This window comes from Citrobacter sp. CK180 (genome assembly GCF_030333655.1).
Taxonomy (GTDB): domain Bacteria; phylum Pseudomonadota; class Gammaproteobacteria; order Enterobacterales; family Enterobacteriaceae; genus Citrobacter_B; species Citrobacter_B koseri.
In genome coordinates, this window is sequence record NZ_JAOWFM010000022.1 from 120,142 (window position 1) to 135,331 (window position 15,190).

Here is a 15,190-nt window from a genome sequence, read left to right on the forward strand (position 1 = left end):
TCAAACAACGTTCAATGAGCGAAAATCCCGGCTTAACGGCAATGAATATTTGATTTACCGGGCGTTTTCATATTCACTTGAATTATGGTTTACGTCAGACGTAGAATCATTAGCCCGCTAACCATTAAAATAATACAAAGGTATACGACGTTATGCGCCTGCCCCAACGCGATCCTTATGCTCCTCGCGAGTGGCAGCCTCACGAAAAGCCCGCGCTGTTAGGCTCACCTTCGACTCCCATTCACAGCACGCCGAAACGCATCGCCTACGGCGTGGTCGGCCTGCTGGTGTGTCTGACCGGCGCACTCGGGAACGCGGTCGTGACCGCGAATTTGCAAAATTTACAGGGCACCTTTGCCGCCTGGTCGACGGAGATCGCCTGGCTGCCTGCCGTTTATGTCATGACCAATGTCTCAATTAACCTGCTGCTGGTGAAATTTCGCCAGCAGTTTGGTCTGCGGGCATTTACCGAAGGTTTTCTGGTGCTGTATGTGCTGGTCACCTTTTTTCACCTCTTCGTCAACGATCTGAGTTCCGCGCTAATGGTACGCGCGGCGCACGGTATGGTCGCCGCCGCGCTCAGTTCGCTGGGTATTTATTATCAGATACAGGCCTGGCCTGCGAAACACCGTCTGAAAGCGTTAACGATCGGTATTACCGGGTCGTCGCTGGCTATTCCCCTCGCCCGGTTGTTCTCTACCGAACTGCTGCAACTGGATGAGTGGCGCGGCCTGTACTTCTTTGAGCTGGGACTGGCGCTGGTTTCGCTGGGCTGCGTCATCGCCTTAAAACTGCCTCCCGGCGACAGACGTAAGGTTTTTGAAAAGAAAGACTTTATTACTTTTATTCTGCTCGCGCCCGGCATGGCGCTGGTCTGTGCCGTGCTGTCGCTGGGGCGACTGGACTGGTGGTTTGAAGCGCCCTGGATTGGCTGGTCTCTGGCGCTGGCGACGGTACTCATCATCAGCGCAATTGTGTTCGAGCATAACCGCAGCAATCCGCTGTTGAATACGCGCTGGCTCTCCAGCGGCAGTATTCTCCGCCTGGGGCTGATTATGTTGCTGATCCGCATTGTGCTGGCGGAGCAAAACACCGGCGTAATTGGCTGGCTACAATACGCTGGCTTACAGAATGAGCAAATGACGCATCTGGCCTGGTCAATTTTCGCTGGCATTGTGTGCGGCATCATCACCAGTTGCCTGACGATTAAACCGACGCGGCTGGCCTGGCCCGTGATTACGTCGCTGGCATTGATGATCGTCGCCTCGCTGCTCGACAGCCACTCCACAAACCTGACGCGTCCCGACCAGTTAATGGTCAGCCAATTCTTACTCGGCTTTGGCAGCGCGTTCTTCCTTGCCCCGGCAATGCTGGCGGGTATCGGCGGCGTCATCGCCGATCCGCGCAATCTGGTCAGTTTTTCCGTCTTATTTGGGATGAGTCAGAACATCGGCGGTCTGCTGGGCTCCGCCATTCTCGGCACGTTCCAGACCTGGCGTGAAAAATATCACTCCAGCCTGCTGGCCGATCAGCTCACCACGCTAAATCCGCTGGTGAATGAGCGTCTACAGATGTACAGCCAGATGTACAAAAGCCTGATTGGCGACAGCGCATTGCTGAACACCCAGGCGATCGCCCAGCTACAAACCGTTACGTCGCTTGAGGCAAATATCCTCGCCTATAACGATACTTATTTACTGACGGCCAGCATTGCCGCCGCTACGCTGATCTGGATTTTATGGCGCTTGCTGCGACTGCGTATTACCGCCCGGATGGCGCTGAAAAAAGCCACCGGAACCAAGTAACAGATGAAAATTATGTTTATCGCTTTACCTCAGGAGCCGCTATGAGTCAGCAGGATGCCGCCAAAGAGCAGGCAAATACCCGAAACAATCTCCGTGTGGTGTCAATTTTTGCCGCTGCCGCCATTGGCCTCGTCGGGGTTCTGGTGATCCTCTACGCCTGGCAATTACCGCCGTTTACCCGCCATACGCAATTTACGGATAACGCCTATGTGCGTGGACAAACCACCTTTATTAGCCCGCAGGTGAATGGATATATCACGCAGGTGAATGTGCAGGACTTTGTGCAGGTGAAAAAAGGCGAACTGCTGATGCAGATCGACGACCGTATTTATCGCCAGCGTGTCCATCAGGCCGAAGCGCAGCTGGCCATGAAAATCGCCGCGTTAAATAACAACCTGCAACAGCGTAAAAGCGCCGAAGCCGTGATTGCGCGCAATGAAGCGGTACTGAAGAACGCCAAAGCGCAAAGTCTGAAAACCCAGGCAGATTTGAAACGCGTGAAAGATCTCACCGCCGACGGTTCGCTGTCGATTCGTGAACGCGATGCGGCGCTGGCCAGCGCCGCGCAAGGCAGCGCGGATATCGACCAGGCGAAAGCCACGCTGGAGATGTCACGACAGGATTTACAAACAGTGATCGTTAACCGGGGAGCGCTGGAAGCCGACGTTGAGAATGCCCGCGCAGCGTTAGAGCTGGCGCAGATCGATCTGCAAAATACCCGCATTGTCGCGCCGCGCGACGGCCAGCTTGGGCAGATTGCCGTCCGCCTCGGCGCGTATGTCACCGCCGGAACGCACCTCACCACGCTGGTGCCGCCGCAGCACTGGGTTATCGCCAATATTAAAGAGACGCAACTGGCGGAGTTGCGCGTGGGTCAGCCGGTACGGTTTACTGTCGATGCGCTGAATGATCGGGCTTATGAAGGCCGGGTGGAGAGCATTTCTCCGGCAACCGGCGTGGAGTTCAGCGCCATTACGCCGGATAACGCGACCGGCAACTTTGTCAAAATCGCCCAGCGCATTCCGGTTCGGGTGGAGGTACTGGGTAAACCGGAGGAGATTGCGCGATTGCGTCCGGGCATGTCGGTGCAGGTACATATCGATACCCGGGAGGCGAAACAATGACGCGCCGTCCCGTTGCCGCTTTGCTGTTCGCCCTGCAGCTCAGTGGCTGTCAGTCGGTTAATGTGGCACCCGCAAAACCGTCTTTGCAAATCCCCGCCGCCTGGCGAACCGCCACCGGCCCCGCCAGCGCAACAGAACAGGTATGGTGGAGAAATTTTCACGACAGTCATCTGAATCGTTATGTCGATCAGGCACTGCAAAATAACAGTGACGTGCTGATTGCCCGCGAACGGGTAAATGAATACCAGGCCAGGGTCTATGCCGCCGAAGGCAGCCTGTTCCCTTCGCTGGATGCGGGCGTTAGTGGAGCGCGGGCGCGAACGCAGTCTGCGGCAACCGGACTTCCGATCTACAGCACGTTGTATAAGGGCAGCCTGACGGCAAGCTACGATGTCGATATCTGGGGCGTTAATCGCAGCACCGCCAGTGCGGCGCAGGCCTCGCTGGCGGCGCAAAAAGCGGCGGCGGCCGCCGCCGATCTGACCGTTGCCTCGTCCGTTGCGTCCGGTTATGTCACGCTGCTGGCGCTGGATGAGCAGTTCAACGTGACAAAATCGACGCTGAAATCGCGTGAAGAAGCCTGGAATCTGGCAAAACGGCAATATGAAACAGGCTACAGCTCGCGCCTGGAATTGATGCAGTCGGATTCTGAGCTTCGCTCGACGCGCGCGCAAATTCCCCTGCTTGAGCACCAGATCGCACAACAGGAAAACGCGCTGAGTCTTCTGCTGGGCAGCAACCCGACGCGGCTGGCCCGTAGCGACCGTTTTGATGCGCTGACGCCCTTAACGTTGCCGTCACAGTTGCCCTCTTCGTTGCTCAACCGCCGTCCTGATGTTGTGCAGGCCGAGAGACAGCTTATTGCGACCGATGCGACGCTTGCCGCCTCTCGCGCCAGCCTGCTGCCGTCGATCAACCTGACGGCGACCGGATCGGTGCAGGATCGCACGCTCCCCGGTCTGCTTGACGACCCGCTCCGCTTATGGAGTATCGGCGGCAGCATTCTCGCCCCTCTGCTTAACCGTCAGGCATTGAATGCGCAGGTTGATATTTCCCAGTCCCAGCGTAATCAGGCGCTGTACAGTTATGAAAAAACCGTGCGTAACGCCTTCAGAGAGGTAAACGATAGCCTCGACGCCATCACCCGCTATCAGGAACAGCTCAGTGAATTACAGGCGCAGCAGGATGTGGCGCAGGAAACATTGCGCATCGCCCAGAATCGCTATCGCAATGGCTATTCGTCTTATCTGGATGTACTGGACGCCCAGCGCACGCTGTTCTCAGTGCAAACCAATGTGGTGCAGGTGAAAAACAATCTGCTGCTGGCACAGATTGATCTCTACAAAGCGCTGGGCGGCGGCTGGTCAGTCTGACGTCATCCGTACGGCAAGTGGTGAATGATTTCGCGGACGTTATAGACCAGGCCAGACAGCGATATCACCAGCAAAAACAGCGATGACGCCAGCCCAATACGCCGGCTGTGATGCGGTGACAACCAGTTATTGATGAGCAGGATGTACAGCGATAAAACAGCAAAATCAAAAATGATCCACACCACCGTCAGCGTCATAATGCTGGCGGCGAAGTTCTGCGTCACCGAAATAAACTGAGGGAAGAAAGCGACAAAGAAAAGAATGTCTTTCGGATTTGAAATGCCGGTAATAAATCCCCGGATCACCCCGCCGTCGCCCGCAGCGACCGTGTTTTCTTGCGCATTTGTCTGCGGATTCCCCGCCCGCAGGCTGATTAACGCGCCGTAGCCGATATACAACGACCCTGCGATCCCCAGCAAAGACAGAAACAAACCGGAGATCGACACCACCCCGGCCAGCATCAGCGCCGCCAGGATAATCAGCACCAGAGAGGCGCTGTTCGTTCCGATCACCGTCGCAAAGGCTTTACGCGCACCGTGCCGGGCCGCCGTTCCGGTTACCAGCGCAACCACCGGGCCGGGCGTGACCAGCAACAGTAAAACCGATAAACTATACGCACTCAGCAATGTCAGATTAATCAACGCCTTTTCTCCTTCATAACGCACACAGGCCCGGAAACTCCCGGCATTATTCAGCTAGCGATGACGTTTGAAAAACGAATAAAACTGCTATTTAATGTGAGTAAAACTCACAATAGCGTATCGCCATGACTCTGCCGCCACTGTATGCCCTGCGCGCTTTTGAAGCCGCCGCCCGCCTCGGATCATTCAGCAAAGCCGCTGACGCGCTGAACGTCACTCCGGGCGCGATCAGCAGACATATCCGTACTCTGGAGACAACGTTTGACTGCCCGCTGTTTCACCGCAACGGCCCGCAGGTTGAGGTAACGGAAGCGGGACGCGCGCTGGCGGAGCAGCTGGCCGCAGGCTTTCGGACGCTGGAAAACGCCTGCTCCGCGTTTCGCAACCAGCAGCACGGTCTGCGCTTAAAGGCGCCCTCAACCCTGACAATGGGCTGGTTGCTGGACGTGCTGAACAGCGTACATCAGCAGGAACCCTCGCTTAACGTGGAGATTTCCAGCGTCTGGATGGACACCGATACGGTGGATTTCAATCGCGAACCCTTTCACTGCGCCATCCTGTTAGGCAACGGTCATTTTGGTTCCGGCACGCAAAGCAGGCTGCTTTTTAAAGAGTGGCTGATCCCGATATGCGCCCCCGCGCTGCTTGAACAGGTACGAGAAAACATTGCCGACTGCGAGCTTATTCACCCTTCGCCGGACCGGCGCGACTGGACGCGATGGCTGGCACGCAGCGGTAAATTTAACGGGCTGAATACCCGTCGGGGAAAAGTGTTCGACACGCTGGAACAGGGAAATCAGGCGGCGATAAGAGGGCATGGCGTCTCCGTGGGCGATCTGCTGCTCAGTCTGGAGGCGGTAAAAAGCGGTCTGCTCGCCCTTCCGTTCAATGAAGCGGTGGCAACCGGAGAAGGCTACTATCTGGTCTGGCCGCAAGATACGGCATTCGAAAAAGACATTGCGCTGCTTTATGACAGGCTAAAGCGCGCCGCCCCGCAGGAGATACCCGAAGGTATCTCCTGCCTGAGCTGAGCATGGAGCTACAGGCTGATTTGCTCCATCGCCTGTAAAATGCGCTTATCGGAGATCGGGTACGGCGTGCCGAGCTGTTGTGCAAAGTAGCTGACGCGCAGCTCCTCAATCATCCAGCGGATTTCTTTGACGTCGTCATCATCACGGCGGGCTGGCGGCAGCTTGTTAATCCACTGCTGCCAGGCCTGCTGCACGCTTTCGATTTTCAGCATCTGCGCCCTGTCACGGTGCGGATCGACCGCCAGTTTCTCCAGCCGTTTTTCAATCGCCTGCAAATAGCGCAGCGTATCGCCGAGGCGCTTAAAGCCGTTGCCGGTGACAAAACCGCGATACACCAGCCCGCCCATTTGCGCTTTGATATCAGACAGCCCCAGCGCCATCGTCATATCCACGCGTCCTTTCAGACGTTTGTTGATCGTGAACACGGCGGTCAGGATCTGCTCGACCTGCTTCGCGATATCGACAACGGTGTCGTTCAGCTCAGCACGCACCTTCTCATGCAGCGCGGCAAAAGCCTCTTCCGTCCATACCGGGCCGCCATTGGCGTCGATCAGCTTGTCCACGCCGCAGGAGATGCAGTCGTCAATCAACTCCAGCACTTTGCCATACGGGTTGAAGTACAGACCGAGCTTGGCTTTATTCGGCAGCTTTTCGTGCAGATACTTAATCGGCGACGGAATATTCAGCAGCAGTAAGCGGCGTAAACCGCACCACATTGCCTGTTGCTGCTCCAGCGGATTGTCGAACAGCCTGATGGCGACGCTATCACGCTCGTCTACCAGCGCTGGCCACGCCTTCACTTTGTAATTGCCGCGTTTCTGCTCATAGCTTTCCGGCAGCTGACCGAAACTCCAGATGTGCAGCCCACTCTGCTCGATGCCGTCATCAGCCACCGCCGAGAGCGTCTCCTGGACTTTCCCTTTCAGCGCCTCTTTCAGCCCCTGCAAAGCTCGCCCTTCCTGCAACTTCTTGTTTTTGTCATCCACCACGCGGAAGGTGATCTTCAGATGATCGGGCACCTGATCCCAGTGCCAGTCTTCGCGATCTACCGTCACGCCGGTCATCCGCCGCAATTCACGCTCCAGCGCATCCAGCAACGGTAGCTCCAGCGGTGTTACGCGACCTAAAAACGCTTCGGCATAGTTCGGCGCCGGAACAAAGTTCCGTCGTACCGGTTTCGGCAGCGATTTAATCAGCGCAATCACCAGCTCTCGGCGCAGACCTGGAATTTGCCATTCAAACCCGGACTCTTCCACCTGGTTTAACAACGGAAGCGGGATATGGACGGTGACGCCGTCGGCGTCGGCGCCCGGTTCAAACTGATAGCTCAGCCGCAGCTTAAGATTTCCCTGGTGCCAGAAGTTCGGGTAATCCAGCTTGCTGATTTTTTCCGCGCCCTCTTTGATGAGCATACTCTTTTCAAAGTTGAGCAGATCCGGCGTTTCACGGCTGACTTTTTTCCACCAGTTGTCGAAGTGGCGCGCGGAGATCACGTCATGACTGATGCGCTGGTCGTAGAACTCAAACAGCGTCTCATCATCGACCAGAATGTCGCGACGGCGCGATTTGTGCTCCAGTTCTTCCACTTCCGCACGCAGCTTCAGGTTGTCGCGGAAGAAGGCGTGGCGCGTCTGCCAGTCGCCCTCTACCAGCGCATGACGAATAAACAACTCGCGACACAGCGCCGGGTCGATCTGGCTGTAATTCACCTTACGCGCGGCCACTATCGGCAGACCGTACACGGTCACTTTCTCCGTCGCCATCACCGCGCCCTGCGCCCGTTCCCAGTGCGGTTCGCTGTAAGAACGCTTAATCAGATGCTGGGCAACCGGTTCCACCCACTCGGGATCGATGCGCGCCGCAATGCGCCCCCACAGGCGGCTGGTTTCCACCAGTTCTGCGACCATCGCCCACTTCGGCGGCTTCTTGAACAAACCGGAACCCGGGAAGATGGAGAAACGGGCGTTGCGCGCGCCGGTATACTCCTGCTTGTCGGCATCTTTCATCCCGATATGCGACAGCAGCCCGGTCAGCAGCGCGATATGCACTTCACGGTATTGCGCCGGTTCGCTGTTTACCGGAATACCCAGCTCTTTCACCACCTGGCGCAATTGGGTGTAGATATCCTGCCATTCGCGCACGCGCAGATAGTTCAGGTAATCGGTGCGGCACAGGCGGCGGAACTGGTTCGACGACAGCGCTTTCTGCTGCTCGCCGAGGTAATTCCACAGATTCACAAAGGCGAGGAAGTCAGACTCTTTATCGTGGAAACGACGGTGTTTCTCATCGGACGCCTGCTGTTTATCCATCGGGCGCTCACGCGGGTCCTGAATAGACAACGCGGAGGTGATGATCATCGCCTCACGCACGCAGCCGTGTTTCTGCGCTTCCAGCACCATCCGCGCCAGACGCGGGTCTACCGGCAACTGCGACAACTGGCGTCCTGAAGGCGTCAGTTTATAAGCCGTTTGCTGCTCATCGGTCGTAATCGCCCCAAGCTCTTCCAGCAGACGCACGCCGTCCTGAATGTTGCGTTTATCCGGCGCTTCAACAAACGGGAATGCGGCGATATCGCCCAGCCCCAGCGCCGTCATTTGCAAAATAACCGAAGCCAGGTTGGTACGCAGAATCTCCGGGTCGGTAAATTCCGGGCGCGACAGGAAGTCATCTTCCGAATACAGGCGGATGCAGATCCCTTCCGACACACGTCCACAGCGGCCTTTACGCTGGTTAGCGGAAGCCTGTGAAACCGGTTCAATCGGCAGTCGCTGCACTTTGGTGCGGTAGCTGTAGCGACTGATGCGCGCGGTGCCGGGATCGATAACGTACTTAATGCCCGGTACGGTCAGCGAGGTTTCCGCCACGTTAGTCGCCAGCACGATGCGACGTCCGCTGTGCGACTGGAACACGCGGTTCTGCTCGCTGTTAGAGAGGCGTGCATACAGCGGCAATACTTCGGTATGGCGCAAATTGAGTTTATTGAGCGCATCGGCGGTATCGCGGATTTCACGCTCGCCGCTCATAAAGATCAGGATATCGCCGGGACTTTCACGCCCCAGTTCATCCACCGCGTCAAAAATCGCCTGAAGCTGATCGCGCTCGGTATCGTCCGCTTCTTCGACAATCGGACGATAGCGCACTTCAACCGGGTACGTTCTGCCGGAAACTTCAATGATCGGCGCATTGTTAAAATGACGCGAGAAGCGCTCCGGGTCGATGGTCGCGGAGGTGATGATGATTTTCAGATCCGGGCGACGCGGCAACAGCTCTTTCAGGTAGCCAAGCAGAAAGTCAATATTCAGGCTGCGCTCGTGCGCTTCATCAATGATGATGGTGTCGTACTGCATCAGCAGCCTGTCCTGCTGGATTTCCGCCAGCAGGATACCGTCCGTCATCAGCTTGACCATCGTGTTGTCGCTGACGTGATCGCTGAAACGGACTTTATAACCGATGCAGCCGCCCGGTTCCGTTTGCAACTCTTCGGCAATACGGTTGGCAACGGTACGCGCCGCCAGACGACGCGGCTGCGTATGGCCGATCAGCCCTTTAATACCGCGCCCCAGCTCCATACAAATTTTCGGCAACTGCGTGGTTTTACCCGAGCCGGTCTCCCCCGCCACAATCACCACCTGGTGGTCGCGAACGGCCTCCAGGATGGCCTGTTTTTTCTGGCTGACAGGCAGGTTTTCTGGATACGTGATTTCCGGTCTGGCGGCTTCGCGCAGCACAATTTTACCTGCTGCCTGTTCAATCTCTTTCGCCATCTCCAGGAGAATGGCCTGTTGTGCATCAGGTTTTTTAACCTTCTTCACGCCATGCAGGCGGCGGGCAAAGCGCTGCCTGTCACGCAGCATCAGCGTATCCAGCTGTTGCTGAAGTGCGGCGAAGGTGATTTTCTGTTGTTCTGTCATAACATTAGAGGGCAGTGCTCTGCCGGGTAAAATCTCTTTTTAATGATTGGTATAGAGTACCACATCGGCGCTTTTCGTGTGTTGTTCAATAATTTCGAACATAGGATTCGATATATTGCGCTATCTCTGCGACAGGATTGTGAATAGAGTGTCAACAAGCAACGGGGCTCACCCCATTCAAACACATAAAAGGAAACACCCATGAGCAAAGTATTAGTTCTTAAATCCAGTATTCTGGCAGGGTACTCTCAGTCTGGTCAGTTGTCTGATTATTTTGTTGAACAGTGGCGCGAAAAGCATCCTGCGGATGCAATCACCGTGCGCGACCTGGCCGCGAATCCTGTTCCGGTACTGGATGGCGAACTGGTGGGTGCCCTGCGCCCGAGCGACGCTCCGCTGACTCCGCGTCAACAGGACGCGCTGTCGCTGTCCGACGAGCTGATCGCGGAACTGCAAGCGCACGATGTGATCGTCATTGCGGCGCCGATGTACAACTTCAACATCCCGACTCAGTTGAAAAACTATTTTGACCTGGTTGCCCGCGCAGGCGTCACCTTCCGTTACACCGAGAAAGGGCCGGAAGGTCTGGTGACCGGTAAACGTGCGGTGATTCTCTCCAGCCGTGGCGGTATCCACAAAGATACGCCGACTGACCTGATCGCGCCGTACCTGAAAGTCTTCCTGGGCTTTATTGGTATCACCGACGTGAACTTCGTGTTTGCTGAAGGGATTGCTTACGGCCCGGAAGTCGCGGCCAAAGCGCAGTCTGATGCCAAAGCGGCGATTGACAGCGTTGTTGCTGCATAAGATTCTTCATCGCTAATTTGCCTCATCCGGCCTGCAAGGGGTGTCATCCTCCCGCAGGCCGGATAACCTCCATCAGGCATTCATGCCATTCAGCACCGCAAGAACCTCATCCGAAAGTTGCAAATCCCCTGCCGCCATATTTTCACGCAAATGCGTCACTGACGACGTTCCCGGAATTAACAGGATATTGGCTGAACGTTGCAGCAACCATGCCAGCGCTACCTGCATTGGCGTCGCATTCAGGCTGGCGGCAACGTCGGAGAGCGTTGATGACTGCAACGGCGTAAACCCGCCCAGCGGGAAGAACGGCACATAAGCGATACCCTCGCCCGCCAGCGCGTCAATGAGTGCGTCATCCTGGCGATGGGCGATATTGTACTCATTCTGCACGCAAACAATTTCGGCAATCTTCCTTGCCTCAGCCACCTGTTTCGCGGTGACATTGCTCAGACCGATATGCTTCACCAGCCCCTGCTGCTGAAGTTCAGCCAGCACGCTAAAACTCTCTTCGATAGATCCTTCATGCGGGCCATGACCGTCGCCGAACATAACGCGCAGGTTGACCACATCCAGCACATCAAGTCCGAGATTACGCAGATTATCGTGAACCGCCTGCTTCAATTCCGCAGGCGAGAAAGCGGGCAACCACGACGCATCTTCCCCGCGACGGGCGCCAATTTTGGTGACGATCGCCAGATCGTCAGGATACGGATGCAGCGCTTCTCGAATGATTTGGTTCGTAACATGCGGGCCGTAAAAATCGCTGGTATCAATGTGATTCACACCCAGCGAAATCGCCTCCCGAAGCACCGTCAGCGCGACGTGACGGTCTCTCGGCGGGCCAAATACACCAGGTCCTGCCAGTTGCATTGCCCCATAGCCCAGCCGTTTTACCTGCCGGGAACCGAGAGAAAACGTCGCTGAATTACCGTGACTTGCCATAACTGCCCCTCTTGCTGAATATCGCTTCGGAGCAGACAGTATAGAAACTTACCCTGCAAATTATCGCGCTTTATCATACAAAACAGAAAATACGCAGAAGCTACGCACTGTTGCCAGTTACTTTTTCAGCCACTTACCGTTAATGCCCTGCACATACTCACCCGGCTTTGCACGGTCGACCAGCTTTTGTCCGGCCATTTTCGCCACCTCATCCACCGGAATCTGATGGCTTTTCGCCAGTTGTTGATAACTGGCGCTACGCTCTTTATTAATCTCGCTGACGAGAGAGCGCGTTTCTGGATCGGTTGCCAGCGCCACCAGATAACCATTAAGCGTTTCCCCCACTCGCCCTTGCGTTCTCGCTTCGCTCAGGGTCAACGCGATGGCGTTGCAGCTCAATAAACTCAGGATAAGAACGGTCGCTCTAAGCTGTTTTTTCATCATGACCTCAGAACAAATCACTGCGTGACTTCAATAAACTTTCCACGTCCTTATCAACCTTGATATGAATTTCATGCTCAATTTTGACGTTCATATTGATGGTGATCGGTTCCTTCGGCGCTGCAACTTCAATACGCGGCGTACAGCCCGCCAGTAAGAAGAGCGCCAGCATGGCAATCATCGTTTTCATTGTTGTTCCTCACATTCCTTGCCTTCCGGGCAACGGGTTTCCGGCAACGCGGTGTTTTGTTCAAGCCATGCCTGTAAGTTGTCGCCAAAACGCAAACTGCGCCAGAGCGTAAAGACATTTTCTTCATGGGTATAGTTCAGGTTAACCGTGCCGACTTTACCGTCCACATGGCTTTTACCCGTGACCGTCGCCTGCATGGTCAGCACGCCCAGATTGTCCAGATTAATCTTCGTCCACGAACGGGCAATCTCCATATAGCGTAGCCAGTTGATTACCGCGCCTGCCGCCATATTGTCTTTGACGACCGCATCGGCGGTATCTTTATCGATACGCAGCGTCATCGGGCCAGGATTGGTTAACCAGCCGTCTTTAATGATCCATTTTTCATTGCTCAGCCACAGCGGAAGCGCGCCGCTAACCGGGCCGGACATCGCAAATTGTTTGGGATTCACCGCGCTGATCAGTTCGCTGGAAGAGACATTTTGCACCCGCAGCAGTGCCGGATCGTGCTGCGGCATGCGTAGCTGTTTCATGATGATTTTGCCGCCCAGCACATCCACGCTCACGTCACTCAGCAATAAAGGATTCTCTTCGCTCCACGGATAACCTCCCTGGAGATCGGCCGTGATATTTTTCGCGGTGACCTGGTTTACCACCTCTGCGATGCGTAATGACACCGGCCCGCGCGTCCCCAGTTGCCAGGCACCCTGACTGAAACGGAACGGCAACACAAAATCGACGCCGTTGATTTGGTTGTCCGGCATCCAGGCGCTACCGCCTTTCAGTACGCCGTGTCCACCCGCTTCAAACCCCTGCTCCTCTGCGGCGGAAAAAGCCACCTGCGCGTACAGTTCGCCTGCGCGCAAATTCATTTTCCAGTCAGGAGGCAGCAAGGGCTGGAAGACCGTAACCGACTGTTTTGGCCACCAGGCCTGCCCGCGTAAACGAATGCCGTCCCAGCGCCCATTTACCCGTACTGGCCCAATCGCCCCGGCGTGCAGGTCGCCTTTGAACTGGAATACCGTTGGGTCCGTTCCTTCAACGCTGAATTTGAGCGTTGACGGCGGTAAGACGCTGCCGCCGGTGAACACGGTATTGCCCGCATCCAGCGATAACGCGCCGCTGAAGGTCGGGTTCCCGGCATCACGAACCCACACGATCGGTTTATCCAGCACCAGGCGCGGAGACGCCACCGTCATCGTGCCGTATTGCAGTTGATCGAACCCGGTGGACAGGTCGGTAAGCGTGATGGTGTTATCGTGCCATTCTCCTTTCCCGGCGACATCCCAACCGGCGTTCATCGGAGTGAAGCTGCCCTCGCCCCAGTAGCGCCACTGCCAGCGCCCCGCATCGGGAAGAAAATCATTCGCCAGCCCATCAAGATGCAGGACAAAGTCACCCATCTTATTTTCGTGCGCGCGTAAAATTGCCTGTAATCGGCCATCAACTCCGCGTTGGGTGACTTTTACGCCAGCCAGCGGCCAGCGAATTTCGTCAATATCCAGAGAGTCAATCACCCGGCCACGAGAACGCAACAGCGCGCCGGGTTCAAAGGTCAGTTGTGGATCGGCCAGACTGCCGGTGAGCTGTGTCGGCAGTACCGCATAAAAGATCAGATCATCCTGTTTCGCTTCACCGGTTAAACGCAAGGGCATGTCGCTGTTATCCATACTCAGCTTGCCTGGCCCAATCGTCAGCACCGCATTGCCTTTACCCGCATCGCCTTGCGTCAGAACATTCAACCGGCCGCTTATCACCGCATTTTCAAGACCTGCCTGCCAGTTATCAATGTTGATCCCCAGACGTCCGCTCAGCGGAAAGCCCTGATACGGCCAGTTCCAGCGTCCATCGCTGATGGCAAGTTGCTGGCGAGTGACCTGCCAGGGGAGATCGAGCAGCGGCTCCGGGTTACCGCGCGCCATGACGATCAGCTGTCCGGCGTTGTCCCGCCACTCCAGTTCCGCATCCACCAGCGACGGTTCCTGCGGCAGGCTCAGCGTTGCGACGGCGTGTCCGTTCACTGGCAGCCCGTCTGGCACCAGAGGTAGCGTAAATTCCCCTTCCAGTTTTACAGGGGGCTGATTTTCGAAGGCGCTCACCTCCAGTTGGCTGACGGTGAAGTTTTGCCCGTGCAGCCGCCCCTGAAAGTTGACCTTCTCGCCCTGATAACGAATCTGTTGGAGGGCTGGCGTCAGCGAAAGCGACAATTTCCCCTGCCATTCCTGCCAGGGAGAAAGAATAAGCCTGTCGATATTAACCCAGGTATCAGGCAGCATAGACTGCCATTCTGCGAGCGTGCGCGGCGCTGCGGGCGATGGTTCAGATTCAGGGAGTTTTGCCAGACAGGCGGAGTCCAGTTCAAGCGTACCGATATTCAGCTGCCAGCGGCTGGGATGGGTGAGTTCCGCGCCGCTCATGCGTGCTAACGGGCAGTCCTCCACCAGATAACGCAGCTCCGGGATATGCAAGCCGTGGCGCGTAAGTTTCGGGCTTTCATCCAGCGCGATACGCGTACCAACCGGTAACCAGATGCCCGCCAGCGTAGGAAGCCACAGGCCAAGCGTCATGAGCAGCGTTAACGGTATAAGGATCAATAATAAAAGTAGCGCGAGAACGGCTTTGTATTTACCCTTCATGGGTAGTTAATATCCTGATTTAGCAAAAATTAAGCCGGTAAGGCCCGTATTGTGGCATGTTTGGGCGCTCAGTTGAAGGCGTCGCCCTCACTAAGGATAGATGTTCTGCCGCGACCCAACAATTTTGAGGCCGTCTTAGAAATGATAAAGTTGATGATATAACAGAGCGTTAGTATCCGATCCTTCTGCCATCTCACCATGATGGCGCACATCCGCAGTCAGGCAAACATTTTGTACTGAATTAACTCAGTCTCCTGATTTATTACGGAAAACAGAGGCGCAGAGGACT

11 protein-coding genes are annotated in these 15,190 nt (G+C 56.0%); 5 read left to right on the top strand and 6 right to left on the bottom strand.

The features are described from left to right. Positions 1–152: 152 nt before the first annotated feature. Genes OGV50_RS01020 through OGV50_RS01030 form a run of 3 tightly spaced genes read left to right on the top strand, consistent with a single transcriptional unit; the run spans position 153 to position 4,302 of the window. Positions 153–1,805, top strand: coding sequence for an MFS transporter (locus tag OGV50_RS01020; RefSeq protein WP_049011895.1), 1,653 nt, complete (start codon positions 153–155; stop codon positions 1,803–1,805). Between the two features lie 41 nt (positions 1,806–1,846). Continuing rightward, entirely contained in the window at positions 1,847–2,929 is a 1,083-nt protein-coding gene (locus tag OGV50_RS01025) for an HlyD family secretion protein (protein WP_047463610.1), read from the top strand. Then, entirely contained in the window at positions 2,926–4,302 is a 1,377-nt protein-coding gene (locus OGV50_RS01030) for an efflux transporter outer membrane subunit (protein WP_286488236.1), read from the top strand. Before OGV50_RS01025 ends, OGV50_RS01030 begins: the two co-directional genes overlap by 4 nt. Positions 4,303–4,304: 2 nt before the next feature. On the opposite strand, the gene OGV50_RS01035 is transcribed toward OGV50_RS01030, so the two are convergent. Beyond that, complete coding sequence (locus OGV50_RS01035; protein ID WP_286488242.1) at positions 4,305–4,940, bottom strand: LysE family translocator; 636 nt, start codon at positions 4,938–4,940, stop codon at positions 4,305–4,307. A 128-nt stretch (positions 4,941–5,068) separates the two neighbouring features. Here OGV50_RS01035 and OGV50_RS01040 point away from each other — a divergent pair, with 128 nt between their 5' ends. After that, complete coding sequence (locus OGV50_RS01040; RefSeq protein WP_286488237.1) at positions 5,069–5,974, top strand: LysR family transcriptional regulator; 906 nt, start codon at positions 5,069–5,071, stop codon at positions 5,972–5,974. A gap of 8 nt (positions 5,975–5,982) precedes the next feature. Here the strand turns inward: OGV50_RS01040 and hrpA are convergent, their stop codons facing one another. Then, entirely contained in the window at positions 5,983–9,885 is a 3,903-nt protein-coding gene (gene hrpA, locus OGV50_RS01045; protein WP_047463604.1) for an ATP-dependent RNA helicase HrpA, read from the bottom strand. A gap of 201 nt (positions 9,886–10,086) precedes the next feature. Between hrpA and azoR the strand changes: the two genes are divergently transcribed. Then, positions 10,087–10,692: an FMN-dependent NADH-azoreductase gene (gene azoR, locus OGV50_RS01050; protein ID WP_049011899.1), complete on the top strand. Its 606-nt coding sequence runs from the start codon at positions 10,087–10,089 to the stop codon at positions 10,690–10,692. Positions 10,693–10,764: 72 nt separating this feature from the next. Here azoR and OGV50_RS01055 read toward each other — a convergent pair whose 3' ends face one another. The 4 genes from OGV50_RS01055 to OGV50_RS01070 form a co-directional block, all read right to left on the bottom strand. Next, entirely contained in the window at positions 10,765–11,634 is an 870-nt protein-coding gene (locus OGV50_RS01055; RefSeq protein ID WP_012132313.1) for an aldo/keto reductase family oxidoreductase, read from the bottom strand. Between the two features lie 117 nt (positions 11,635–11,751). Beyond that, a complete protein-coding gene (locus tag OGV50_RS01060) occupies positions 11,752–12,075 on the bottom strand; it encodes a YdbL family probable chaperone protein (protein WP_024130313.1) in 324 nt (107 codons plus the stop codon). A gap of 7 nt (positions 12,076–12,082) precedes the next feature. Further along, complete coding sequence (locus tag OGV50_RS01065) at positions 12,083–12,265, bottom strand: YnbE family lipoprotein (RefSeq protein ID WP_012132311.1); 183 nt, start codon at positions 12,263–12,265, stop codon at positions 12,083–12,085. Beyond that, positions 12,262–14,901 carry a YdbH family protein gene (locus tag OGV50_RS01070; protein ID WP_286488239.1) on the bottom strand — a complete coding sequence of 880 codons (2,640 nt, stop codon included), beginning with the start codon at positions 14,899–14,901 and terminating at the stop codon, positions 12,262–12,264. Before OGV50_RS01070 ends, OGV50_RS01065 begins: the two co-directional genes overlap by 4 nt. Positions 14,902–15,190: the final 289 nt, after the last annotated feature.